Genomic DNA, 25,702 nt, shown 5'->3' with positions numbered 1-25,702 from the left:
CCTTTCAAATTGATGCTAGGCACCAGATGCCGGGCAAAAAAATGCCAGCCTATTTAGGGAATAGGCTGGCGAAGGGCTAGCTGGGATCGCTAGTTGCAGTTGATCGCCTCATATAGCTCCTGATACATCATCTCGCGCATCTTGAACTTCTGGATCTTACCGGTCACCGTCATGGGATATTGCTCGACGAACTTGATGTATCTCGGGACCTTAAAGTAGGCAAATTTCTCGGTGAGGAAGTGACGTATCTCCTCCTCGGTAACGCTGGCGCCCGGTTGCACCTTGATCCAGGCGCACACCTCTTCACCATATTTCTCGCTCTTCACACCGAAGATGGCCGCGTCCTGCACGTCCGGGTGGGTGTAGAGCTTCTCTTCGATCTCTCTTGGGTAGATGTTCTCGCCGCCGCGGATGATCATATCCTTGATGCGGCCGACGATTTTCACATAGCCTTCGCTGTCCATCTCACCCAGATCGCCTGAGTGGAGCCAGCCTTCGCTGTCTATGGTGGCGGCGGTCTTCTCGGCGTCGTTCCAGTAGAACTGCATCACACAGTAGCCGCGGCTGCACACCTCACCGGGTTGGCCGACGGGGAGCACCTCGCCGAACTCATCGACTATCTTCACCTGGGTGTGAGCCAGGGCGCGGCCGACCGTGGTGACGCGTTTCTCCAGCGACGAGCCAATCTCCGTCATGTTGTTGATGGGGCTGCACTCTGTCTGGCCATAGCCGATCAGCACCTCTTTCATATACATGAGATCTTGCACCCTGCGCATTACCTCTTCGGGGCAGGTGGCACCCGCCATCACGCCGGTGCGCAGCGAGCTGAGATCGAAGCGCGTAAATTCGGGATGCTCCAACTGGGCGATAAACATGGTCGGTACCCCATGCAGCGCGGTGCAGCGCTCGGCCTCGACCACCTCAAGAGTGGTCAGGGGATCGAAGGAGTCGCTCGGGTAGATGGCCGAGGCGCCCACAGAGATGCAGGAGAGGTTACCCAGCACCATGCCGAAACAGTGATACAGGGGCACGGGAATACAGAGTCTATCTTCCAGCCCAAGGCGCATCGCCTTGGCGACCAGCAGGCCGTTGTTCAAAATGTTGTTATGGCTCAGGGTCGCGCCCTTGGGGCTGCCGGTGGTACCCGAGGTAAACTGGATATTGATGGCATCGAAGGGGGAGAGCTGGGCGGCGGTGTCTTTGAGCGCCTTGCGATCGCTCTCGGTGAGCGGACGCTTGAGATGGTTGAAGTTGAGCATGCCGGGAGAGGCTTCGTCGCCCATGCGGATCACAAACTCCAGGCTCGGCAGGTTGGCCGACTCAAGCTGCCCCGGCAGGCAGTGCTTCAGCTCCGGGGCCAGCTCGTAGAGCATGGACAGGTAGTGGCTGGACTTAAATTTCTCGGCGCAGATGATGGCGCGACAGCCCACGTTGTTGAGGGCATATTGCAGCTCCTCCGGGCGATAGGCCGGGTTGATGCACACCATGATGGCGCCTATCTTGGCGGTGGCAAACTGGGTCAGACACCACTCGATATTGTTGGGCGACCAGATACCGACGCGATCGCCGGGCTTGATGCCGATGGCCAGCAGGCCGGCGGCCAGTTCGTCGATATGGGACTGGTATTCCTGGTAGCTCCAGCGGATCCCTTGATGATGCATGACGATGGCGAGTTGGTCGGGGTGGCTGGCGGCCATCTGATCCAGGTAGTCGCCTATGGTTTTTTCGATGAGCGGCGTGCTGGTGTCGCCGTCAAATTGGCTCAGTTGTAGGGGAAATTGGTTCTCAGTTGCAAATGTCGTTACAGCAGACATAGAGCCTCCGTGCATAGGGTGTGTCGATAGCGGTCTGAAGACACACTACTCAAAGTGTGAGGTTTCTCACAAGCAAAGAATGGCGTTTATAGACTAAAGAACTAAGTTGACAGCGGGGGATAGATAGAAAGGTGAAACTAGAGTTTTATTGAATAAAAACAATATGAAAAAGGAGGCCGTGGCCTCCTTTTGTCGGTAAGTATCATGGCTATGGCTAGCGGCCATCCTGGGCGCGACGGGTCTTAAAATCTGATGCCTCGAGCCACTTTGGCCAGTCGTTATTGTTGGCCAGTTTCTCTAGGATATCGCTGATGAGCGCCAAATCTTGCTCGACACCGCCGAGGGTCCAACTTGGGTCATAATCATCGGCGCCCTGGTGATACTTGTGGGCGATATAATCAGGGTCTGTGTCTCCCAGGCTCATGAACATCAGGCCGGGGACTCCTCGCTTGGCCAGGGCGAAATGATCCGAGCGGAACATCAGGCCATTTTGCGGCCGCGGATCGGCCTTGACCCAACGCCCTTGGGCCTTGGCGGCGTTGTCCAGGTAGTTTTCCAGCTCTGAGACCCCTTGGCCATAACGCAGTATGTAATCCACTCCCTTGCCGACATTCATGCCGTCTATGTTGAGGAAGGCGACCAGCTGCTTGGTGGGCACAGGTGAATTTTCGGCGAAATACTGGGCACCGATGAGGCCGGTTTCCTCGGCGGTGAAGGCGCTGAATAGCATGGAGCGTGCAGGCGGCTGAGTAGCGCTAAGCTCCTTGAAGTGACGGGCTAGCTGCAATACGCCGGCCACGCCCGAGGCGTTGTCTACCGCGCCGTTGTAGATGCGAGTCTGATCTTCATGGACCGTTTTACCCAGATGATCCCAGTGGGCGTGCATCACCAGCCACTCATCCGGGCGCGTCTTGCCCGGCAAGAGACCTGCAACGTTATAGGAGGTGGCCAGTTCGATATCGTTTTTCACCTCCAGATTGGCCTTGAGATCTAGCGATCGCGACTTAAAGCCTGGCTTGGCGGCGGTGAGCTTGAGTTTGTCGTAATCCAGGCCCGCGGCGCTGAAGATCTTCTGCGCCACCTCATGTTGGATCCAGCCCATGACGCCTATGTGTGAGCGGTTCTTCTCCTTGTCCACCAGGGTGTATTTGGTATTGGTGTTGCTGTTTTGCACCACGTTCCAGCCATAGGCGGCGGGAGCGGTTTCATGGATGATAAATACCGCCTTGGCCCCTTGTCTGGCGGCCTCTTCATACTTATAGGTCCAGCGGCCATAGTAGGTCATGGCGTTACCCTTAAACACCTCTGGGTCTTGAGTGGCAAAGCCTGGGTCATTGACCATGAGGATCACCGTCTTGCCTTTCACATCGATACCGGCGTAGTCGTTCCAGCCGTATTCGGGGGCGTTAATGCCATAGCCGACGAAGACGATTTCGCTGTTATTCAGCGTGATGCTTGGCTGGATCTGCTCGGTGCGGGCGGTGAAGTCGCTGCCGTTGTTAAACACCAGCTCGCCTACTTTTAGCTGCATATTCTGATCGGCGGTGATCTTGGCCATGGGCACGTTCTGGCGATAGCTGTCACCAAAGCCTGGTGCTAACCCCATCTTCTTGAAGGCATTCTCAAGATATTCCACCGTAAGAGTTTCACCCTGTGAGAGGGGGCCGCGGCCCTCAAACTCATCGCTGGCGAGGGTTTGCACATCCTGACGGTAGCTTTGTTGGTCAAAGACGAAGGGGGCGGCACTGGCGGCCGGTAGGAGCAACAGGCCGAGTAAGCCCAAGAGGCGTGGGGTATTCACAGACGACTTCCTTTTGTGATGTTTGTTTTATTATCTGGAGCTCGCCGCCATGGGTAATGGCAAACGATTAATACCAATCAGGGTAAGTAAGTGATCAGAAGTAGCCTAGGAAAAACGGTCGAGAACAAGGCATGATTTTTCGATAAGTAGTTATTCTACAATCAAAAATAATAACGCCGTTATCGGACGTTTTAACAAGCTAGCATGTTCAGTTATTTACTACGATTGGTATAGTCATCATATGTGCATCAGAAAGGTTGATGCAAGAGGGGAGCGATGGCGGGGCAAAGATCTGTTAAGTTTGTTTGCTTGTTAAAATAATCTGCTTTAGCTTTAAGCTATTGGTAAATGTAGGTTTGCCATTGTTTGGCGCTATTCATGTTAGTGGATTCAGGGAATGACGATTAAAGTCACTTGGGGTAAGGAAAAGACGATGAAAGCTACAATAATCGTGCTGATGGCAAGTGTCAGCTTAGGTTTTATGAGCGGCTGCGCCAGCAATAAATCTCTCGATCAGGCCTTCTACGATGGGGTTAAGAAAAGCGCCGAGTCGCGGCCCAATAACCCGGATAATCGCGTGGAAGATAAGGACTTAAGCGGCGGAGTCGTCAACGTGATTTTCCATGGTACAGGTAAGCTGATCCACGGTGATGGCGCGACTAAATAGTGTGGCCGTTTATTTCTTATCGCGCCTGTCGCCTATAACGCGGGCCGGATTACCGGCGACGATGGCGTAGTCGGGCACATCTTTGGTGACGATACAGCCCATGCCGATCACGGCGCAGTCACCTATGGTCACCCCATCGACTATCCCCGCCTGGGCGCCGATCCACACATCTCTGCCTATGACGATCCCCTTCGACTGACTGCTCTGCTGATAGATAGGCGTGTCCGGGTGCATGCCGTGGTTGAAGGCGTAGATGGTGACATTGTTGGCGATGCGGGTCTGATCGCCAATCACTATCTTGCCGCGCCCGCCGTCCAGGGAGCAGCCATGATTGATAGCCACCTCGTTACCCATGACGATGGGGCCGTGCAGAAAGCTGTCGGCGGCGATCATACAGCGATCACCGATCAGGATATCCCGGCCCGGCTCGGCAAACAGTTTCGCCTGGGGAGCGATAAAGCACTCCTTGCCTATGCTCACGGTTTCAACGCTCATCAGCCCTTGCTGCACCTCATCCTGCCAGGGCTTGGCCCAGACCAGATGCTTGGGCTTTAAGGAGAAGTAGAGCCAGGGCATGTAGGCCAGGCGCTGCTTATGTTGCTCACGGTAATCCACCTGGTTAGCTAATGGAGCCTGCATGATTACTCAGTTTCCCTAAGGGCGTCGGGCTGCACCGGGCGCACGGCATCGACCAAGATGCCTTTCTCATCCACATGCCAGAGGATGTCGAGATCATAGAGGGCGACTTGATAATGCTTAGGATCTTCCTTGGCCTTCTTGTAGGCTGGGCGAGGATCCTGTGCCAGCACCCCTTCGATGATGGCCTTGAGGTTGGGGTACTTGTCACTGGAAAGCTTGTCTAGCTGACCCAGTACCGCATCGCAAAAGCGCACATCGATCGGCACCGGTGCCTCGTGGGCAATGCCGCCTATGGCTCCCTCGATGGCGTCGGAGAAGGGGATATAAGGTTTGATATCCAGAATTGGCGTGCCGTCCAGCAGATCCATGGCGGAGATCTCGAGCTCCACCTTGCCCTTACGCTGGTGGATGGCGTGCAGCCTAACCACAGACTGGCCTATGCCGTTGGGGCGGAAGGTGGAGCGGGTGGCAAACACCCCCAGCTTCTCGTTGCCGCCCAGGCGCGGCGGTCTGACCGTGGTCTTCCAGCCTTGGCTCAGGTTTTCATGGAAGGTAAACAGCAGCCAGATGTGCGAGTACTGGGACAGGCCGCGCACGGTATCGATATGGTTATAGGGAGGCTGCAGCTCGACGAAGCCGCGGGCGGCGGTGACCAGCCCCGGCTGTCTGGGAATACCAAATTTCTGCTTATAGGGAGTACGGCAGATAGCTACCGCCTCAATTTCACGCTTGAGTGTCATGGTAAAGACTTATGTTCACGCTATTGCGCTGGGCGCTATAACTACTTTTCTGTGGTGGGCAACAATATGGCCTGACCGACGCACAGGGCTTGGCTAACACAGGCCTTGCTCGGCTCCTCGATGAGGGCGCAGCGCTTGATGATCAGCCCGTTGGCGCCTTTATCTGCGGCGGCGCGGCGGGCCATGGTGCGGGCCTCGCTGATCGATGCCGGCACATCCTGCGCGCGCTCCTGACAAGATTCACCCTCGACCATTCCCTTGAGCTCATAAGGTCCCTTGGGCTGAGTCTCTTGAAACAGCTGGACATCACCGGCCTTGAAGTAGTCGTCGATGGCCTGACCATCTAAATTGCTGTTGAAGGTGTATTCGCCCGCACAGCCACCGAGCAGCAGGGCAGAGAGCAGCAGGACAGACTTTGGAGCCATTTTCAAAGCAGTGGTCAGGTCGGAATTTGTCATGATTTGGGCCTGTATTAGGAAGAGAGCTCAAAACTGGCCAATAACCGGCCAGTTTTGAGTCGTTTAGAAGCAAAAGTCTAACGCTTTAGGTACTTTTGATAAAGTTGTTGTTGGCGATTATTGAGATCTATTTGGCGACCGTCGATAAACACAGCATCTATCTTGCTCGCGGCGGGATCGAGAATGTCGCCCTTGGAGAGTACCAGGTTGGCGCGGTAGCCCACGGCGATGGCGCCCATGTCATCCACGCCTAAGATCTTGGCTGCATCCAGGGTGATGCTCTTAAGCGCCTCTTCCTTACTCAGGCCATAGGCCGCCGCCTGACCGGCCGCAAAGGGCAGGTTACGGGCGTTCCAGTCGCCGCTAAACCCGATGGCGAAGGAGACGCCCGCCTGTTTCAGAAGGGCTGGGATCTTAAAGCTCATCTCTACCGGCTCATCCTTGCGCAGCGGCAGGCTGAGGGTGCGGTTGTAGATCACAGATGCGCCGATCTCGCCCAGTTGCTCCGCCAGGCGCCAGGCATCATAGCCGCCGACAAATACCAGCTTGAAGCCGTAGGGGCGGGTCATGGCGATGGCGCGCTCTATCTCTTCGCTGCGATTGGCGTGGATAAACAGGCTCGCCTTGCCCTGATACAGGGGCAGCGCCGCCTGCCAGCGGTTATCCAGCTTCTGCACAGTTCCAGCCTTGTCCGCCAGATAGTAGCGGTAGCCATCTTCGAGCTGCTCGGCTAATCGGGTCATCTGTTCATCCCGCGCCTTGAGCTGCTTGGCGGCGACCTCTTTATCTTTGGAGAGATAACGAATGGCGGGCCAGTAGAGATGGAACTGGGGCGCGGTACTTACCAGGGCATCTTCTATCGTCCAGCTGTCGAGGGAGACCAGAGAGGATTGACCGGCCAGGGCATCGCCCTGGGGTACCACCTGGGCATGGGTGATGCCGTTGACTCTGATGGTTGGGATAAGCTCCGAGTCGGGATTGAAGGCGCTGACGGCCAGCAGCTGCGGGTTGCTGTCACCCACCTCGAAGGCGTCATTGCTGGCGCGCATCATCTCCACCTCGACTATGCCGATAGAGGTGTCCAGCGCGATAAGCCCTGGGTAGAGATCTTGTCCGCTGGCATCGATCACCTTGGCACCCTCTTGTGAGAGCTGTTGACCTATGGCGACTATCTTGCCCTTGTCGAACAGTACGTCGGTGGCATCCAGCACGCCGTTAAGGGCGGTGTGCACGCGGGCGTTGTGGATCAGTATCGGCTGGCTCTGGGCGCTGGCGGGTACCATGTCGTGGGCAAGCGCTGCACAGGAGAAGAGGCCTAGGCTAAGGGCAAAGAGTGTCTTTTTCATTAGAATGCCTCCATGAATGCGTGGTTGTGGGCGCTAGATTGCTTGGCGCTGTTTTGGTTCATGGCTTTATGCTCGCTAAGGGCTTTATGCTCGCTCATGGCTGTGCCCCAGGCGTTGTAATGGGTGTCGCAGTGCCACTGGGGCTCGCTCTTCTCTTCTGACGTCTCGCCGGGGACCTCGGGTTTATCCCGGGTCAATACCGCCTGGATCAGCGCGGCGCGCTCCAGCTCGACCTCATGTTGCGCCTGTTTATCCTGCTGGCGGTCGAAGTAGCGACGGCCACCAACCCAGGTGTTCTCCACCTTGGCATAGACGGAGAGGGGAGAGTCGCTCCAGAGCACCAGGTCGGCCTGTTTGCCTTCCTCCAGCGAGCCGGTCAGCTGGTCGATCCCCAGCTGTTTGGCCGGGTTGATGGTGACCATGTTCCAGGCATCAGTTGGCGACATGTCGCAATACATCATGGATTTTGCCGCCTCCTGATTGAGTCGTCTCTGCATCTCATAGTCGTCCGAGTTGATGCTGGTGAGCACCCCCTTGTTGTGCATCAGGCAGGTGTTCTGCGGAATAGCATCATAGACCTCGAACTTGTAGGCCCACCAGTCGGAGAAGGTGGAGGCGTAGGTGCCATGCTTGGCCATCTCCTCGGCCACCTTGTAGCCCTCCAGGATATGGGTGAAGGTGCCGACCTTAAACTTGTAGGCCTCGGCGAGGCGCAGGAACATCAAGATCTCAGATTGCACATAGGAGTGAATATGTACCTGACGATCGCCACGTAGCACCTCGGCCACCGCCTCGAGGCGATAGTTTGGCTTAGGCGCTACCTGCTTGCGTTGCTGACTGCTGCGTAGGCGATCATAGTCGGCCAGGGCTTTCTCGTAGGCGAGCGCCTCGTTGAAGGCCTCCTCAAATAGCGACTTCACCCCGATGCGGCTCTGGGGGAAACGGCGGTTGTAGTTGTCGCCCCAGTTGGCCTGCTTGACGTTTTCCCCCAGGGCAAACTTGATGCTGGCCGGCGCCTGCTTGAGTTTCATCGCCTCGGCGCTCTCGCCCCAGCGCATCTGGATCACCTGGGCCTGACCACCTATAGGGTTGGCGCTGCCGTGGAGGATCTGCGCCGTGGTCACCCCGCCCGCCAGGGCGCGGTAGATGGCGATATCGTCTGGGTTGATCACATCGCCGATACGCACCTCGGCGGTGACGGCATCGGTATCTTCATTTGTACCGCCGTTAAGGGCGATGTGGGAGTGCTCGTCGATAATACCTGCGCTCAGGTGTTTACCCGTGGCATCCAGGGTTTGGTAGCCAGATGGCGTCTTGAGAGACTGGCCTATCTTCTCGATAAGACCGTCGCGGATAAGCAGATCATAGCCTTCCAGTACCCCTTGCTCGCTCGAGGTCCATATTGTGGCATTCTTGATATGCAGGCGCTCGGCATTGGGCTGCTTAGCGATGCCATAGGCGGTGTTGGGTTTGGTCAGCTTAGAGATAAGTTCTGGGGCTGGTGACTCGCTCTCTTTTTCTTCAGGGGCTGTTTCTTGTGCTATCACCACACCAGCTATGGGGTGTTGGCGATTGCCGCTGTCCAACATACGGCCGTGAATACCCTGGTCGTCGAACCAGAGGGTGAAACGGCTGATGCCAGGGTAACCCGCCTCGCCGAGATCGGCATTAAAGGTGAGACGCTCCTTGGCATACTTAAGATCGCTAAGTTTGATCTCCTGCTCGCCGCTGGCCAGGGTGCCGCTCAGCTTATCGTCATCGACTAAGTCCAGATCTAGGGTGAGTTCGCCCAGGGTCAGCTGATAGCCCTGGCTTAGCCAGTGTCTGTCGCGGGGCACCTTTTGGGTCTCGCTGCCCTGGAGCCAGACGCTGACTATCTTGCCTTGGGTAAAGATGTCACCGTCGGTGATAACAAGATCCGCCATGAAGCCGGGTTTCAGCTTGCCGCTGAATGCCGAGATGCCGGCGATTTCTGCCGCCTCTGTGGTGAGCGCCGCCAATGCGGCTTCTTGGCTTAGCCCCTGCTTGACCGCCTGTCTGAGTCTAGGCCAGAAGGCGTCGGCCTTGATGCCATGTTGGGTAAAGGCAAAGGGAATACCGGCGGTTTCCAGTGCGTGAGGATTACTCGGCGCGCGCTCCCAGTGGCGTAGATGAGCCAGGCTTATCTCTCTCTCTTTATCGCCATCTTTAATATTGGGCGCCGCGGGAAAATTGAGCGGCGCAATAATGCTAAAGCCGCTGGCTTTCACCTCATCGAGTCGCGCATATTCTCGGCCACTGCCGACCAGAGTCGCCGACAATTTAAACTCGTTTAATAAGTGAGCGGCGCGCAGTAAGTTATTTAAATTCTTGGTTTCAAATATCGTAGGGCTCTTGCTTATATCGCCCAGGCGTTCGAGCGCGATATTAAACTCTATGTTCTTCTCTTGGGTGGCCGAGTCGGCTTTATCGATATTGGCCTGATACCAGTTTGCATCGGCGAGAGTTTGCCGAATAAGGGCGATACTGCCCATCAAGGAGTTGGGGTAATCCTGAATCGAACTGCCTTTATCGAAGGCGAGCAGGTGGCTGGATTTTGCGCGATAAATAATGTCATTGGCTTTTAACGGCGCCAGCGAGACAGTCGCTGCCCGGCCTCTGAATATCCCATCCAACATGCCGGTTTGTACGCTGGTAAATCCATTATCTATCCATTGCTTCGCCGCTTCCTGGTCGGGATAAATATAGTTAAACCACTCTTTCTCTGCGTGCACGGCACCATTATCGGCGTTGCCACCGATACGCTTAATTTCATATACCGGGCGAGCCACTTTCTGCTGGTCATATTTAAAGTCGATACCGTAATTGGTGTAGGGATCGATAAAGCCGGGATATATCAACTTACCCGTCATGTCGATGACATAGGCATCCTCGGGTATTTTGTCGTTGGGGATAATGGCTTTAATTTTATTATCTTCAATTAACAGTGTGGCATCCTGCTTGGTTTCGCCGGGGGCGATCATCAGGGTGGCGTGGGACAGCGCCGTTAATTTTGGCGTGTTATCAGTTAATTGAGAATTCGCTATCGCGGACGGACTCGACAAGAGACAGGCCGCCAGACTCGCGCTCACAGAGAGAAAATGGATTCGCATAGAGTTTAATTATTATTGGCTGGGATCAAAAGTAGCCCAAGATTATCCCATATCATGAACAATTTCCAAGGACGGAACTGTATCGGTTTATGTCAAACCATAGGGCAGGTGTTATCCGAAAGGATAGGCTATTGATTGGCTAACTTTGACGGAAATAGTTGCAAGGAATAATGGCCTGAAGCATGACCTAAATAAGGATAGATAAAATACTCTAGACATGGCCAAGGCAAATGAGCGACATAAAGGGCAAAATGCGCTTAATCAAATAAAGAGTAGAAATAAAAAAGCCAACCTTGAGGTTGGCTTTTGCGTGCGACGCCCTAAGTGGGGCGCTTAGGCTTAGATAAGGAAGTCTTCGAGTGAACGACCCTTATCTAATTCATTCTTAAATACGGTTGGTGTGCGACCCTGACCCGTCCAAGTGATCGTTTCGCCATTCACTTCAATTTTATATTTTGGTGGGCGTGGAGCACGTTTTTTAGGAGCTGGCTTAGCAGCCACTGTACCTAAATCGTCAATTGATAAACCAACAGCTTCCATTTGTTGGCGAATCTCTTCTATCTTTGCATTGCGCTCGGCCATAACCGCGCTTTCTTCTTCTGCTTGCTTCTCTTTCTCGGTGATGATTTTTTCAAGCTTAACCGCTACATCTTTTAAATCTTCTACCGACAAATCTTTAACAGCAGCTTTAAAGCGACGACCATGCGTCAATATATCTAGAAATTCGCTCATATTAATTATGTCCTGCTTAAAAATAAAATAGTAAATAGGATTACAGGGCTAATAATAGAAACTAAAAAAGGTTTTATCAAACGAATTAAATGAATATTTGACGCTTTAATGTAAATTTTATTTCAGCTTCTCTATTTTCGCCCCTTTTTGACCCTTTACTTCCCCCTAAACACGCTGTTTTTGATCTGATACAAAGATGCTGACGACTTCCTGTTGACGTTAACGTCAACAGCACGTAAAGTGGCATAAGTTGGTGATAGTTTCGCTATGCACTATTTGTTATCCAGAATAAAGACGTAAGAAGGAAGCCTTATGAAAGTATTGGTGCCAGTTAAACGCGTCGTCGATGCTAATGTGAAGGTCAGGGTTAACGCTGACAATACAAATGTCGATACCGCAAATCTGAAGATGGCCATTAACCCATTTTGTGAGATTGCTGTAGAAGAAGCGGTACGTTTGAAAGAAGCAGGTATTGCGACCGAGATTGTGGTAGCAACCATAGGGCCTAAGGCGTCGCAAGAGCAGCTACGCACGGCGATGGCGCTGGGCGCCGACCGCGGTATTCATGTTGAAACCGACGAAGAGCTTGCGCCGCTTTCTATTGCAAAGATCCTTAATGCGATTCAAGCCAATGAACAGGCTCAGCTGATCATGCTGGGTAAGCAATCAATCGATGGCGACAACAACCAGACTGGCCAGATGCTGGCGGCGTTGGCTGGACTGCCTCAGGCTACCTTTGCCTCTGAGGTGAAGGTTGAGGGCGAACAACTCGTGGTGACCCGTGAAATCGACGGCGGCCTGCAGACTCTTAAGATGCCACTGCCTGCGATTGTCACCACAGACCTGCGTCTGAACGAGCCTCGCTATGCCAAATTACCTAACATCATGAAGGCGAAACGTAAGCCGCTCGATACCGTGACGGTAGACAGCCTGGGCGTGACCCTGAAGCAGCACCAGAAGGTGCTCAAGGTGACTCCGCCTGCCGAGCGTCAAGCGGGTATTATGGTGGCTTCTGTCGAGGAGCTGGTGGAAAAGCTAAAGAATGAAGCGAAGGTGATCTAAATGGCGATTCTAGTAATAGCAGAACATGATAATGCGACTTTAAAACTCGATACCGCCAAGGTTGTGGCTTGTGCCCAGGCAATCGGCAGCGAAGTCGATGTACTGGTAGCCGGTCATAACTGTGGCGCCGCGGCCGAAAGCGCCAAGCAGCTTGCCTGTGTACGTCAGGTACTGGTTGCCGATAGCGGCGTTTATGCCAATGCCATCGCCGAAAACCTGTCACAGCTGATCGTCTCAGTGGCCAGCGAGTATCAACACATCCTGGCTGCGGCTTCAAGCGTAGGTAAAGATGTGCTGCCTCGTGTGGCGGCGCTTCTGGATGTGGCGCAGCTTTCTGAAGTGGTCGAAGTGGTGAGCGAAGACACCTTCGTGCGTCCTATCTATGCCGGTAGCGCCATGGCGACGGTTCAGAGCCTGGACAACATCAAGGTGATGACGGTTCGTGCCAGCGCCTTCGATGCGGTAGCCCAGGACGGTAGCGCCTCGCTGCAGACCCTGGATAACGAATACAGCGGCGATGTTGAGTTTGTGACTCAGACCCTGTCAGTGTCAGAGCGTCCAGATCTAGGTGCCGCCTCTGTGGTGGTTTCAGGTGGCCGCGCCATGGGCAGCGCCGAGAACTTCGCGATTCTCGAGCAGTTGGCTGATAAGCTGGGCGGGGCATTGGGTGCATCGCGCGCCGCAGTCGATGCCGGTTACGTGCCAAACGATCTACAGGTTGGTCAGACGGGTAAGATTGTCGCGCCGGATCTCTATATCGCCGTGGGTATCTCGGGTGCCATCCAGCACCTTGCGGGGATGAAAGATTCTAAGGTGATCGTGGCGATCAACAAAGATCCAGAGGCGCCTATCTTCCAGGTAGCCGACTATGGTCTGGAAGCGGATCTGTTCGAGGCAGTGCCTAAGCTACTCGAACTTATTTAATAAAATGTAAATGCTTGGTGAGCACTTTGGTGTTCATCTAAAATTTAGTGTGATATAGATCACATGGAGCGGCTTTGAGGTAGCGTCCTTAAAGCCGCTTGTGTTTTTATGTGCCTCACGTTTGCCGATAGTGACATTGGCAGGCGTCCTGAGACGTAGAGGTGCATTAAATATCAGTAGTATTCGTTAGGGTGATGCCGTTAAGCGAATATGAAAGGATTTGGTGCCGAAGTGGTTAAGTTGATCAAGGCTTGCCGCTGGGGCTGTCATCGAATAGAGGCAGCACTGCCATAGTGCTTCTTATCTGGATTGATAAGTGGAAGGTATACCGAGAATGGGTATCACTATGGAGCGCTACTGATAGGACAGGTGTAATATCTCATGCTATATCCCACCAGTTCAGTTGCCCTCCATTCGTATTTTAACGAAGACAAAATTTTACAATGACAACTTTGAGTTATGCCGATTCGGCACTTTCTTTGCTGCCGCCCGTGGTAGCGATTCTGCTGGCGATCTTTACCCGCCGCGTTCTGCTCTCACTCGGTGTGGGGATCCTCCTAGGGGCACTGTTAATTGCCGATTTTTCACCGCTGGATATGGGTCAATACCTGGGACAGCAGGTGGTGGGCCTGTTTTGGGATGATGGCGCCCTAAACAGCTGGAACGTTTATCTGCTGGGCTTCTTGATCCTACTTGGGATGATCACTGCACTCATTACCGTGAGCGGCGCCGCCAAGGCCTTTGCCGATTGGGCGCGCCAGCATATTCGCAACAAGCGTGATGCCAAGCTGCTCACCATGTTCCTGGGCTGCGTGGTCTTTATCGATGATTACTTCAATAGCCTGGTGGTGGGCAGTGTCGCCAGACCCCTCACCGACAGATACTATATCTCGCGCAGCAAACTGGCTTATCTGCTGGACTCAACCGCCGCGCCTATCTGTGTGATCTCACCCGTCTCTAGCTGGGGCGCATACATCATCGCGCTGATCGGCGGCATACTCACCGCCCACGGCTTTACCGACAGCGGTCATCTGAGCGTGTTTATCCAGATGATCCCGATGAACTTCTACGCCATCTTCGCCCTGGTGTTGCTGCTATGCGTCGCCTTTATGGGGCTGGATGTGGGACCCATGCGCCAGCATGAACTCAACGCCCAGAAGGGCAATCTGTATGACGAGGCCAAGGGCCTGCCGCCAGGAGCTAACAGCGACCTGCCTGAGGCCGATTCTGGCAAGATCTTAGGCCTGTTCCTGCCGATCACTGTGCTGGTGTTTGCCACCATCTACTTCATGATAGGTAGCGGTGCCGACGCTTTGGCGGCGGAGAATCTGCCCTTTAGCGTCATTGGTGCCTTCGAGAAGACAGACGTTGCCTCATCGCTCTTCTTCGGCGCCGTGGTCGGCCTGGCCGCGACCTTGGTATTGGTGGTCAGTCAGGGACTGGATAAGTCGCTTATCCTTAAAGGCGTGATTGCCGGTGCCCGCTCTATGCTGCCCGCCATCTATATTCTGCTGTTCGCCTGGACCATCGCCGGCGTGATAGGCCAGATGGAGACGGGTAAATATATGGCCAGCCTGGCGACCGGTAATATTCCCTTCGCGCTGCTGCCAGCCGTACTGTTCGTGCTGGCGGGTCTGACTGCCTTCTCTACCGGTACCAGCTGGGGCACCTTCGGCATAATGCTGCCTATCGCCGCCGACATGGCCATGGGCACCCACACCAACATGATGTTGCCTATGTTGGCCTCTGTGCTGGCGGGCGCCGTATTTGGCGATCACTGCTCGCCTATCTCGGACACCACCATCTTGTCTTCTACCGGCGCCAACTGTCACCACATAGATCATGTGCTGACTCAGCTGCCCTATGCGCTTATCGTGGCGGGGATCAGTTTGGTGGGTTATACCGTGCTGGGCTTCACCGAATCTGTGGGTGCCGGTCTGGCGGCCTGTAGTGCGCTGTTTGTGGTGAGCGTTTTGGTGCTGCGCCATAAGGCTAATCGCCCGGCTTAATTCAGCTACGCCAAATCAAGGTTCAATTGATATAAAAATGCCGCTCATCGAGCGGCATTTTCTATGGGTGACTCCCCATTACTGGGGAGTGAGTTGAGGCAGGAATTAGTTGAGGCCACGGCGCTGAAGCAGGGCATCAGTGGTCGGTGCCTGACCACGGAAGGCCTTGTAGGCTTCCATAGGTGGCACGCTGTTACCCACCTCGCGGATGGTCTTGCGATACTTCATGCCTATTTCGCGGTTGAGGCCGCCCTGGGTCTGCACATAGGCGAAGGCGTCGGCCGCCAGGATCTCACTCCACATGTAGGCGTAGTAGCTGGCCGAATAGCCACCCGGGAAGGCGTGGGCAAAGTAGGTCGATTTGTAGCGTGGCGGCACGGCGGCGATATTGATGCCGTGTTTCTTAAGTGCCTTGGCTTCGAACTCGGCCACATCTTGCAGTGGGGCATCGCTGCTCAGTGAGTGCCACTCGAGATCAACCAGGGCCGCCGCCATATATTCCAAGGTGTCGAAGCCTTGGTTAAAGCTGCGTGATTTCAGCAGTTTCTGCAGCAGCTCATCTGGGATCACCTCGCCTGTCTCATAGTGCTTGGCGTAGTTGGCCAGCACCTCGGGGTGGGCCGCCCAATCTTCTTCGAAGGTCGAGGGGAACTCCACAAAGTCGCGGGACACGGCCGTGCCCGACAGGCTAGGGTAGGTCACCTTAGAGAACATGCCGTGTGTGCCATGGCCCATCTCGTGGAACATGGTGGTCACTTCGTCGTAGCTGACGAAGGTCGGCTCACCCTCTGGGGCCTTCTTGATGTTCATCACGTTGACCACTACAGGCTTCTGGTTTAGCAGCTTAGACTGGGTCACGAAGGAGCTCATCCAGGCGCCGCCGCGCTTGCCTTCGCGGGCAAAGTAGTCGGCGTAGAAGATCGCCATAGAGCTGCCGTCGGCGTCAAACATCTCGTAGGCCTTCACATCTTCATGGTAGACAGGCAAGTCCGGGCGCGGCTTGAGGGTCACACCATAGAGACGCTCCAAGGTGAAGAAGACGCCATCTTGCAGCACGCGGTTAAATTCGAAGTAGGGCTTGATGGCGGCGCCGTCCAGGTCGAACTTGTCTTTACGTACCTTCTCGGCATAAAACGCCCAGTCCCATGGCGCCAGGGTGAAGTCGCCACCAGTCTTGTCGATCATCGCCTGGATATCATCGGCTTCCTTCTGGGTGTTGGCCACCACGGCGGGCACCATAGAGCCGAACATCTGGTAGACGGCATCCGGAGTCTTGGCCATCTGCGGCGTCAGGCGGTAGTCGGCCCAGCTCTTGTAACCCAGTAATTGGGCGCGCTCGGCGCGAAGCTGTGCCAGGCGGGCAACCAGTGAGGCGGTCTCATTCTCACCGCTCATGCCGCGAGTCGATGAGGCCTGCCACACCTTCTGGCGCAGCTCACGGTTTTCCAGTTTCGCCAGTATTGGCTGGCGGGTGGTATTGGTGATATTGATGAGGTACTTGCCTTCATGGCCTGCGGCTTTGGCATCGGCCTTGGCGGCGCGGATCTCGCTGTCTGACAGTCCCTTAAGCTCATCGACGCTGTCGACCACGACGGCGATCTCCTTGGTGAGCCTCAGCAGACGCTGACCAAACTCATTGGTAAGCTTAGATTGCTCTTCGTTAAGCAGACGTATCTGCGCTTTTTGCGCCTCGGTCAGCTTGGCACCGGCCATGACGAAGCGTTGGTGGTAGATCTCGATGAGGCGCACCTCTTCGGCGGTCAGTCCTAAGGTGTTGCGGCTCTGATACAGGCTGTCGATGCGGGCAAATAGCTTGCCGTTGAGGTGGATGTTGTCCGAGTGGGCGGCCATCTTAGGTGCCATCTCGCCTTGAAGCTTACGCAGCGCCGGGTTGCTGTTTGACCCTGTTAGGTTATAGAACACCTTGGAGGCGCGGGTTAGCAGCTCGCCGCTGGTTTCCAGTGCCACGACAGTGTTTACAAAGGTGGCCGGTTCGCTGTTGTCGGCAATGGTCTGCACTTGGACATAATGCTCATTGATGCCTTGTTCTAGGGCGCTCTTAAAATGCTCATCCTTGATCTGGCTAAAATCTGGGGCCTGATATTGCAGCGTGCTTGGCTGCATCAGCGGGTTTTGCGTCTCGATGCTGGCGGTGGCCTGTGTGGTAGAGCCGCTTGATTGACAAGCACTGAGGAGCAGTGTGGTCGATAAGGCGCCGACGACGGCAAAGGCGATAAGATTCAATTTCATCTAGTACAACTTCCTTAGATTTGCGATTGTTATTTTTATGTGGGCGAGTTTGGCGTTAATGTAGCTTTTGTAAATTAACTCAGGCTGAAAATGGCACTAGGGCCAAGAAAAAAGGAGCCTGGCGAAGGGCTCCTTTGGTTGGAACTAGGGATAGTGTTTAATTACCTTGCTGTCACCTAAGGCGTTAGCGGGTAAAGTTATGGTAATTTTCAATACCAAAACTGCTGCCTTCGGCGTGACAGGTTGCACAAGACTCGGTGGTGCTGAGCTTGTACCACTCGGTAGCAGGTACATCTTCCGTGGTGGTACCGCCGTTTTGCATCATGTGGTTCAGCGCGCTGTCGTCGTTATGGCAGGCGTAACAGTTGGCCGTGATTGGGCTGGCCATCTTGCCGCTTACACCATAGGCAACAGCCTTGATGAACTGATTTGGTACGGCTTTCAGGTCAACCACACCGCTGTCGTGACAGGCCACACAGCCGGTTTGCGGCGCGATCACGCTGGCAGAGTTAGACACTTCCTTGCCGTTCTCATCCAGGCTCTTGCTGCCCACACCCCAGTGCATGCTGTGCACCATAGGACCGAAACCTGGTGAAGAGTAGCCAGCCTTGCGATCCTGACCATTGTTGTGACAGGCCACACAGCCCAGACCACCTTCGGCGAAGTTACCATTCTTGTGGAAGTTGGCTTCGCTGTTGTGACAGGTGGTGCAAGACTCGCTGCCGACGTTGTGACGACGCTCGTAGGCTGTCACAGCGCCATCGGCTTGTGATGCCACATCTGTGTAGCCATGGAGAGTCACCACGTCAGATTCGTCGCCCATGTAGTCTTTGGCGGTGAAGCTGACACGTAGCGATGCCATCAAGCCCGCATCTGCCCAGGCCGAAAGATCGGGTGTTGAGCCGACAACATGTGGCGCGCTATGGCTCGCAGGAGCTGCTGCATAACACATGGTCTTGCGACCCTCTGCGTCATAGCTGTAATCATACGCTGATGTAATACGACCAATCACGCTGTCGTTATACACACCGTGCAGGTATGAACCCACATAGTTAATTGGCTTGTCAGGGTTATGAATTGTCTGGGTATCATCAAACAGTTCATGTAGGTCGACTAAGGTTTCCTTGCCTTCGGCATCGACCTTAAACAGCGACAGTGTGGTACACCATTGACCCGCAGCACCTGAGTCTGGGAACCAGGCTGGCGCCGTACCTGTCACTTTGTAGCTATCCTTGATCGCTTGGTTAGAGGTGATGGCGCTCTTGGCTTCGTGTAGCTTACGCAGATCTGAGCCATTGCCGAGAACGATATCGCCTGGGATACCGCCAGTGTCATGACAGTCGATACAGCCTGGGCCGGCGACGTTGACGTTGACGGTTGGCTCGCTGTGACAAGAACTACAGTTCAAGGCGCTAAAGCCGGTCTCAAATTCCTGGTGATTGATGTGACCTATCTTAGATAGGGTATTGCTGGCGTAGCCGCCTACTGAGAAGCCTTGTTCGTTAACCGCAGTGCGGCTGACCGAGCCGTGACAGACCATACAACCTTCGACGAAGGTGACTTCACCGTCCATGCCTTGGGCCACATAGCTTGAGTGGCGATTCGGGCTGGTTGAGTAGTCGACGTGGCAAGAGAAACAGGCTTCTGTGGTGGTCGAGAAGGCGCCTTCTGGCTTGTTCACCACATATTTATCTGAGCTAGCAATGCCTGATTCGCTATGGCCACCTACACTTAGCCAAACGATACCTTCGGTTCCCGCATTGACACCTTTCAAAGGGAGAACGAATTCATAATTACCATCGCTTATTTGAGTAAGCGTTGCCCCTTCGGTGTCGGGAGTTCTGGAAGACTCCATGTTTACTCCGCCGTAACCTCCGATATGAACATTGTCTTCCACTTCGTTGATTGGACTTTCGGTGCGGTTATTTATAAAGCCTTTGTCTGTCAGTGCAGCGACTTTACCCTCAGCTTTTTTCAAGCCGTTAACGAGCTCACCATTTTCGTTAGTGACCTCAAATTCGTAACTAATAGTACCTTCACCAAATGTATAGTTAATTACTTTAACATTAGTTTCCAAGGCTGTTGTGGCTACCGGTGGTTTCCAAGATTCGCCTGGTGCGCCGGGTTGACCATCAACCCCATCTTTACCATCTTTACCGTCATCTCCACTGCATCCTACTAGCGCACCTGTCAGCACGGCGGCGACCAGGTAGGCGAGTCTTTTCGATGTGAATAATTTCATCATTCATCTCCGTTCGATCCAAAGTGCCAGATGTGATGCCTTAGGGCGACTGCTTGCAGGGGAGGGCATTCGTCTCAACACATACCCCGAGCCTTTTGGATACTGGTTATATTTATTATTTAAACCGACGCTAATGCACCTATCGATAAAGAAAATGGATGCGAAAGCTATCGATTCGAAAATGAGTGTATTGTTAAATCTCTGTTGGTTATTTGACCCAATTCACAGGAAGGTGTATCTCTTTGGAGGTAGATCTCATTTTTGTTAAATTTATTAAAAATCAATGACTTGTTTAAGGTTTGTTAAGTTTGAATTAAGGTTGAGTTAAGCTTTGGTTTGCATTTTTGTAACATCTTGGGCTGGTGCATAGTTAAAGGCCCTTTGGGGATATCTGAAGGGACATCTGGAGGGACATTAGTTGGGATATTAGGAGGAACATTTGAGTGAACAACTGAGTGGGCATAGGTAATGTCGAAGAAGCCATAGGAAAGGGCGAAGCGACAAGCGCCAAAAGGCGAGAGTTAAGAGTTAAGAGTTAAGAGTTAAGAGTTAAGAGTTAAGAGGGGCGTCTGCAAGCGAGTCTATTGCCGAGCAAGCGAGGGAATAGGCCTCTAGCTTGCCTATTCCTCCGTCTTGTTATCCTGTTACTCCATAATCACTTTACCCTTTTACCCTTTTACCCTTTTATCCTTTTAGCCTTTTAGCCTTTTAGCCTTTTAGCCTTTTAGCCTTTTAGGCTTAGTGGCTGGATAGCAGGGCGAGCTTGGCCTGGTAGCGACGCTCGAGATCCACCTGATGTGTCTTGTCAATGGCAAGGGTGATCGCCTCTTTGGCCTCAGCTTGTCTGCCTAAGAGGTAGAGCGTCTTGGCCTGGCCCGCATAGCCTTGGGGCATGTAAGGGGCGAGCTCGACCGCCTTGGTGTAATAGCGCAGGGCGGTGTGATAGTCGGCGTCTTGGTAATAGTCGTTGGCCAGCATGAGCCAGCGAAAGGGGCTGGGGTCTTGGGCCTGGTCTATGCGGCGCTGCAAGCTGACCGCTTCATCCTGGCGTCCTTGGTTTGCCAGTAACAGCTTATAGTTTGTCAAAAGATTAAGATCGTCAGCCGCTAACGACAGGCCATGTAAATAGAGCGCCTCCGCCTGCTTTGGGGAGCCCAGATGACGATAGATAACGGCGAGCAGGTTGATCAGCTCCACTCGCTCGGGCGCCAGTGTTAATCCTTCGATGGCAAGCCAGGCGGCGCGCCGATAGTGGGTCAGCTCCAGGGCGTCTGCGGCCAGGTTCTGATAATACATGGCCAGAAACTCGGCTTCGTCGATATTGCCCTTGGAGAGGCTGTTACGGCTAGGGAAGTAGTCCACCACCAGGCCAGGCTCATAGAAATAGAAGCTGCCGGGCTTGGGCTCAAAGCTGGGATCCATCAGCTTGGTTTTGACATGGTTGGAGATCACCCCGAGCCGAGAAGATTGGAAGAAGAGGGGCGAGGAGGTCTCTTCGATATAATCTATCTCTATACCGACCAGTCTGGCGTAGGCCTTGGTCAATATCGCCAGCGACATGCAGTTGCCGGCATTGTGTGTGAGCGTCTCGTTGGCGCTGTAGGTCTTGCCATAATAGCTAAATGTGCTCAGGCGCCCCTCGAGATAGTCATAGATCCTGTGGTGACGCTTCACCTCCTGATGGGCTTCAAAATAGGCGAGAAAGCGCGCCTTTTCTTGGTCGTTAATAGTGAGGAGCTCCTCGACCGAGGCTATGTCGGGGCGCTCGCCCAAGTCGCTCAGATCCAGTGTGTCCAGCAGCGCCAAAGGCGCTTGATTATCTGGTGGCGGCACAGAGCTGCAGGCGGCAAGGCTTAATGCGGCAAGAAGAATTGCTGAGAACTTGGTGAACAGACGTTTGGGCTTTAGCGTAAAAGACATAACTTTCCTTGTAGTACTATTTTATCTTGCCGAGCTATCCGTAGGCGCGTAAGGGGCCGGTTTAAAAAGGCTGACTCTGGATAATAAGTAATCGCTCGGCGTGTGTCTATCTGCGACTGGCTATTGGCGAGTGGCTATCGGTGAAAGCCTATTAACGAGTGTCTGTCTCCTAAGCTTTCACCTTCCAACTCTCCTTTGCCCTTTCACTCTTTTGTCTATGGCTTTGCTTCGAGCTTGTTAACCGTCAAGGATAAAGGGAGGGGAAAGCATGATAATGTGCGGCATCGCCCAATGCTAAGGCCTTTGGCGCTGCTAATTGGCGCGAGATGGTGATAGAATCGCTCGATAACAATAATCAGGGGACTACTCGCTTTGGCACAGCTCTATTTTTACTATTCGGCAATGAACGCCGGCAAATCTACCTCACTGCTTCAATCTTCCTATAACTATCGCGAGCGTGGCATGAATACCTTGGTGATGACGGCGTCGATCGATGACCGCTACGGCGTGGGTAAGGTGGCGTCTCGTATCGGTATCGAGACAGATGCTCAGGTGTTTGCCAGCGACGATAACCTGATCGAGATGGTCAAAACTGCCTGTCAGGCGCAGACCCTGCACTGCATCTTGATCGATGAGTCGCAGTTTCTCAGCAAGGAGCAGGTGAGACAGCTGACCTATGTGGTCGATGTGATGGATATTCCCGTGCTCTGTTATGGCCTCAAGACAGATTTTCAGGGCGAGCTGTTTAGTGGCAGTCAGTACCTGTTAGCCTGGGCCGATAAGCTGGTAGAGCTCAAGACCATATGTCACTGTGGTCGCAAGGCCAACATGGTGGTGCGACTCGATGGCGAAGGCCGCCCGATGAAAGAGGGTGAACAGGTGGCTATCGGCGGTAACGAGAGTTACGAGTCCGTCTGCCGTAAGCATTTTCGCGAATTCCTCTGGGATTAATACCCGCCTAGGTGATCGCACTAATATAAAAGCCACCCTTGGGGTGGCTTTTTTAATGGCCTAATGTCTTGAGTATGCTCTGGTCGTCAGAGGCGCTCACCGCTGCATGGGTTTATGGGCAGTGTCAGAGCATTAGGTGAATAGGTTTAAGAGGTGAAAAGGTTTATGAGGTGAATAGATTTATGAGGTGAGTGGTGCGCCCTGTACCTCATCGGCTTTCTCGTCATGGCGCTGGGGATGTTCGGGGAACCACTTCTCATAGAGGCGTTGGATCTCGCCTTCGCTGATCAGCGCCTCCAGCGCCTCATCGATCTGTGCCAGCAGTTGATGATTACCGCGTTTGACGGCGAAGGCCACCGGCGAGCCCGGATCCGGGTTGTCCAGTATCTTAACTTCTATCCCCATCTGCTGTGCCAGGTAGAGGCCGACGGCCTTAGGCATGATGGCCGCCTGGATCTTGCCCTCTTTTAACAGCTGCATCGACCTCTCCTTGCTCGGAGTGGCGATGATGCGAAAATCGTACAGTGTGCCCAGCTCCTTCCAGTGGGTCTCTATGTAAGAGTGGCGATCGCCGCTGACAAACTGGTTATGAAGATCTTCCAGCTTAGTGATCTGCTGGTTGTCTTCGAGAATGAAGATCACGTCATATCGATAGTAGTAAGGCCGGGTGAAGTCGAAAAATTTGGTCCTGAGGGCGTTGATCTCCATGCCGGCAATCAGCTCAATATCACCAAACCTGAGTTCGTTGAACACCAGATCCCAGGCCTGCTGCCGAAACTGAAACGGTATACCAAGACGTTTGAAGATCAGCCTGGCCACGTCGGCATCGAAGCCTGTGGTCTCACCGCCTGCGGAAAACTGATAGGGGGGAAATCCTGTGGCCACGCCGCAGCGCGCCGCTGGGGTATGCTGCGCCAGCGCCGGAAGGCTTAAGCAGAGGAGGAGGGCGGCAAGGAGCTGCGTCTTGTAGGCAAAATAGTGCATCAGTTGAGGTGGCCTGCAAATTTCATCATTTCACTCTTACGGCTTTAGTTTAGTTGGTTTTGTCATCTTGATGGCGAACGCGCTATGGGCCACCCTGGCAGGCGCGTCGTCGCTAAAGGCCATGATAATAGTGTGGATTAGACGTAAATAGCAAACAAAAGCTGTTACAAGGTATTTTGTGGTCATAAATTCAACGAATTAGGTGAAAATAATCTTTATTATTAACATCTTAATTAGTAGCTGTTGAAAGATGCCTCCTATGAGATCTGGCTCAAAAAATCAACAGTTGTAACCTTTCTTGATACAGAAACATTGCTTTAGATCAATTGCCAATGAATTGTCAGGCGTCAAAATTCAGTCACCGCTTGGATAACTAACTAAAATGCAATGCGAAACAATCAACCCGTGATAGACAACGAGGTCGTGCTGACCGACGATGATATTCTGCTGTCCACGACGGATCTCAAGGGCAATATAGGTTATGCCAATGAGGATTTTTGCCGTATCTGTGGGTTTTCCGAGGAGGAACTGGTTCGCCAGCCCCATAACATAGTGCGCCATCCCGACATGCCCAAGGCCGCCTTTGCCATCTTGTGGCAGCGCTTGGCGCAGAAGCAATCCTGGCTGGGGGTGGTGAAGAATCGCTGTAAAGATGGCTCCTACTACTGGGTCAATGCCTATGTGGCGCCCGTGATGGAGAATGGTCAGGTCAAGGAGTATCAATCTGTGCGGCGCCGGGCGAGCCAGGCCCAGGTAGAGCGCGCCAGCGATATCTATCAGAGCCTGAATAAGTCTGAGCAACGCAGCGAGATCAAGGATGCCAAGCTCAGTTACGGCGGAAGGCTGACCCTGTTTGCTCTTCTTTGCCTTATGTTCGCCATCGGCCTGAGTAATATCTCGCCCTGGGTGGCACTCATCTGCGTGCCTCTGTTGGCGATCGGCATGAGGCTCCTCCTAACACCGCTGCGGGCCCTGAATGACCAAGCGCTCACTATCGTGTCAGACCCGGTGGCCAGACACATCTACGCCGGGCGGCGGGATGAGCTGGGCAACATTCAATTTGCCATGGAGTTCACCACGGCGGAGATCGCCGGGGTGGTAGGGCGGATGACAGATGCCTCAAGCGTCATCGCCAGAGACAGCAACGCCCTGCTCGGCTCCATCACGGCCACGGCCGATCGCGCCGATGGTCAGAATCAACAGACGGCCCAGGCCGCGGCGGCGGTGGAAGAGCTGACCGCCAGCTTTAACGAGCTGGGTCAGCAGCTTAAGCAGGTCTCGGCGGATGTGGAGGCCAGCCAGGCGGCTGTGTTGCAGGGCTATGAGCAGCTCGACGCCGTGGTGGCCAGCATAGATGAGCTACACAACGAAGTGGGCAACTTTGCCCAGGTGGTCAGCGAGATAGAGCATGATAGCGTGGCCATCAATCAGGTGCTCGAGGTGATCACTAAGATTGCCGAGCAGACCAACCTGCTGGCGCTTAACGCCGCCATCGAGGCGGCGCGGGCAGGGGAGTCGGGCCGGGGCTTCGCCGTGGTGGCCGACGAGGTGCGCCAGCTATCGGCGCGCACCGCAGATTCTACCAGTCAGATCGATGCCATCATCGCCAAGTTCCAGCAGAGTACGGCTAATGCCGCTAACACACTGACCGCGGGTCAGCGCCAAGCGACCCAGGCGGTGCAGCTGGTTAAACAGGCCGAAGCCGTGTTTGCCGAGCTGGTGACCCGTATCGATAAGATCAATCAGATGACGGAGCTGAGCGCCGATGCCATGCAGGAGCAGGGACTGGCGGCGGTGGATATCAGCGATTCGCTACAGGCGATCAGCGAGCTGGCCAGCGAAGGCTTTGCCCAGTCCCAGGCCGATAGGCAGCTTGGCGAGCGCAGCTCACTTAAGTCGATGGAGTCACGCCAGCTGGCGCGTCAGTTCTGGCGTCAGGCGGTGCACCGCGCCAATGCCTAACCAATGCCTGGCGAATGTCTAAAGCGTTAGATTTCGGTAATAAAAAAGCCCAGAGATTACTCTGGGCTTT

The 25,702-nt window shown here is 54.1% G+C and carries 18 protein-coding genes and 1 riboswitch; of the genes, 6 read left to right on the top strand and 12 right to left on the bottom strand.

All coding sequences use genetic code 11. The features are described 5' to 3' along the window. Positions 1-89: 89 nt before the first annotated feature. Complete coding sequence (locus tag K0J45_RS13345; protein ID WP_220042919.1) at positions 90-1,814, bottom strand: AMP-binding protein; 1,725 nt, start codon at positions 1,812-1,814, stop codon at positions 90-92. 214 nt (positions 1,815-2,028) lie between these two features. Beyond that, on the bottom strand, positions 2,029-3,615 hold the full coding sequence (locus K0J45_RS13340) for a M28 family metallopeptidase (protein WP_220042918.1): 1,587 nt from the start codon (positions 3,613-3,615) through the stop codon (positions 2,029-2,031). 433 nt (positions 3,616-4,048) lie between these two features. Between K0J45_RS13340 and K0J45_RS13335 the strand changes: the two genes are divergently transcribed. Next, the gene (locus tag K0J45_RS13335; RefSeq protein ID WP_220042917.1) at positions 4,049-4,282 is read left to right on the top strand and encodes a hypothetical protein; all 234 of its coding nucleotides are present in this window, start codon (positions 4,049-4,051) and stop codon (positions 4,280-4,282) included. A gap of 9 nt (positions 4,283-4,291) precedes the next feature. On the opposite strand, the gene K0J45_RS13330 is transcribed toward K0J45_RS13335, so the two are convergent. The 6 genes from K0J45_RS13330 to K0J45_RS13305 form a co-directional block, all read right to left on the bottom strand. Next, entirely contained in the window at positions 4,292-4,921 is a 630-nt protein-coding gene (locus tag K0J45_RS13330; RefSeq protein ID WP_220042916.1) for an acyltransferase, read from the bottom strand. A gap of 2 nt (positions 4,922-4,923) precedes the next feature. Then, positions 4,924-5,661 (bottom strand): tRNA (N6-threonylcarbamoyladenosine(37)-N6)-methyltransferase TrmO, encoded by a 738-nt coding sequence (gene tsaA / locus K0J45_RS13325; protein WP_220042915.1) that lies wholly within the window; start codon positions 5,659-5,661, stop codon positions 4,924-4,926. A gap of 41 nt (positions 5,662-5,702) precedes the next feature. After that, positions 5,703-6,119: an Rcs stress response system protein RcsF gene (gene rcsF, locus K0J45_RS13320; protein ID WP_220042914.1), complete on the bottom strand. Its 417-nt coding sequence runs from the start codon at positions 6,117-6,119 to the stop codon at positions 5,703-5,705. A gap of 77 nt (positions 6,120-6,196) precedes the next feature. Then, complete coding sequence (locus tag K0J45_RS13315) at positions 6,197-7,465, bottom strand: amidohydrolase family protein (RefSeq protein WP_220042913.1); 1,269 nt, start codon at positions 7,463-7,465, stop codon at positions 6,197-6,199. Then, positions 7,465-10,596, bottom strand: a complete 3,132-nt coding sequence (locus K0J45_RS13310; RefSeq protein WP_220042912.1) for an amidohydrolase family protein — start codon at positions 10,594-10,596, stop codon at positions 7,465-7,467. Before K0J45_RS13310 ends, K0J45_RS13315 begins: the two co-directional genes overlap by 1 nt. A gap of 339 nt (positions 10,597-10,935) precedes the next feature. Further along, positions 10,936-11,328 (bottom strand): H-NS histone family protein, encoded by a 393-nt coding sequence (locus tag K0J45_RS13305; RefSeq protein ID WP_011866382.1) that lies wholly within the window; start codon positions 11,326-11,328, stop codon positions 10,936-10,938. A 312-nt stretch (positions 11,329-11,640) separates the two neighbouring features. On the opposite strand from K0J45_RS13305, the gene K0J45_RS13300 reads away from it, so the two are divergent. From K0J45_RS13300 to K0J45_RS13290, 3 genes are all read left to right on the top strand, one after another. Continuing rightward, positions 11,641-12,390, top strand: a complete 750-nt coding sequence (locus K0J45_RS13300) for an electron transfer flavoprotein subunit beta/FixA family protein (protein ID WP_011866381.1) — start codon at positions 11,641-11,643, stop codon at positions 12,388-12,390. Next, positions 12,391-13,314: an electron transfer flavoprotein subunit alpha/FixB family protein gene (locus K0J45_RS13295; RefSeq protein ID WP_220042911.1), complete on the top strand. Its 924-nt coding sequence runs from the start codon at positions 12,391-12,393 to the stop codon at positions 13,312-13,314. A 148-nt stretch (positions 13,315-13,462) separates the two neighbouring features. Beyond that, positions 13,463-13,679: riboswitch (Lysine riboswitch) on the top strand. Positions 13,680-13,757: 78 nt separating this feature from the next. Next, positions 13,758-15,323 carry a Na+/H+ antiporter NhaC family protein gene (locus tag K0J45_RS13290; RefSeq protein ID WP_220042910.1) on the top strand — a complete coding sequence of 522 codons (1,566 nt, stop codon included), beginning with the start codon at positions 13,758-13,760 and terminating at the stop codon, positions 15,321-15,323. A 105-nt stretch (positions 15,324-15,428) separates the two neighbouring features. On the opposite strand, the gene K0J45_RS13285 is transcribed toward K0J45_RS13290, so the two are convergent. The 3 genes from K0J45_RS13285 to K0J45_RS13275 all read right to left on the bottom strand — a co-directional run bounded on the left by K0J45_RS13285 (position 15,429) and on the right by K0J45_RS13275 (position 21,735). Further along, on the bottom strand, positions 15,429-17,573 hold the full coding sequence (locus tag K0J45_RS13285) for a M3 family metallopeptidase (protein ID WP_220042909.1): 2,145 nt from the start codon (positions 17,571-17,573) through the stop codon (positions 15,429-15,431). Positions 17,574-17,757: 184 nt separating this feature from the next. Beyond that, complete coding sequence (locus K0J45_RS13280) at positions 17,758-19,815, bottom strand: multiheme c-type cytochrome (RefSeq protein WP_220045308.1); 2,058 nt, start codon at positions 19,813-19,815, stop codon at positions 17,758-17,760. Positions 19,816-20,553: 738 nt separating this feature from the next. Then, complete coding sequence (locus tag K0J45_RS13275; RefSeq protein WP_220042908.1) at positions 20,554-21,735, bottom strand: transglutaminase domain-containing protein; 1,182 nt, start codon at positions 21,733-21,735, stop codon at positions 20,554-20,556. Between the two features lie 372 nt (positions 21,736-22,107). Here K0J45_RS13275 and K0J45_RS13270 point away from each other — a divergent pair, with 372 nt between their 5' ends. After that, positions 22,108-22,686 carry a thymidine kinase gene (locus K0J45_RS13270; protein WP_144200381.1) on the top strand — a complete coding sequence of 193 codons (579 nt, stop codon included), beginning with the start codon at positions 22,108-22,110 and terminating at the stop codon, positions 22,684-22,686. 180 nt (positions 22,687-22,866) lie between these two features. Here the strand turns inward: K0J45_RS13270 and K0J45_RS13265 are convergent, their stop codons facing one another. After that, positions 22,867-23,670, bottom strand: a complete 804-nt coding sequence (locus K0J45_RS13265; RefSeq protein ID WP_220042907.1) for a transporter substrate-binding domain-containing protein — start codon at positions 23,668-23,670, stop codon at positions 22,867-22,869. A 387-nt stretch (positions 23,671-24,057) separates the two neighbouring features. Here K0J45_RS13265 and K0J45_RS13260 point away from each other — a divergent pair, with 387 nt between their 5' ends. Continuing rightward, positions 24,058-25,632, top strand: a complete 1,575-nt coding sequence (locus K0J45_RS13260; protein ID WP_220042906.1) for a methyl-accepting chemotaxis protein — start codon at positions 24,058-24,060, stop codon at positions 25,630-25,632. Positions 25,633-25,702: the final 70 nt, after the last annotated feature.

This window comes from Shewanella alkalitolerans (assembly GCF_019457575.1).
Classification (GTDB): Bacteria; Pseudomonadota; Gammaproteobacteria; order Enterobacterales; family Shewanellaceae; genus Shewanella; species Shewanella loihica.
This window is presented reverse-complemented; position numbering and strand designations above follow the sequence as displayed.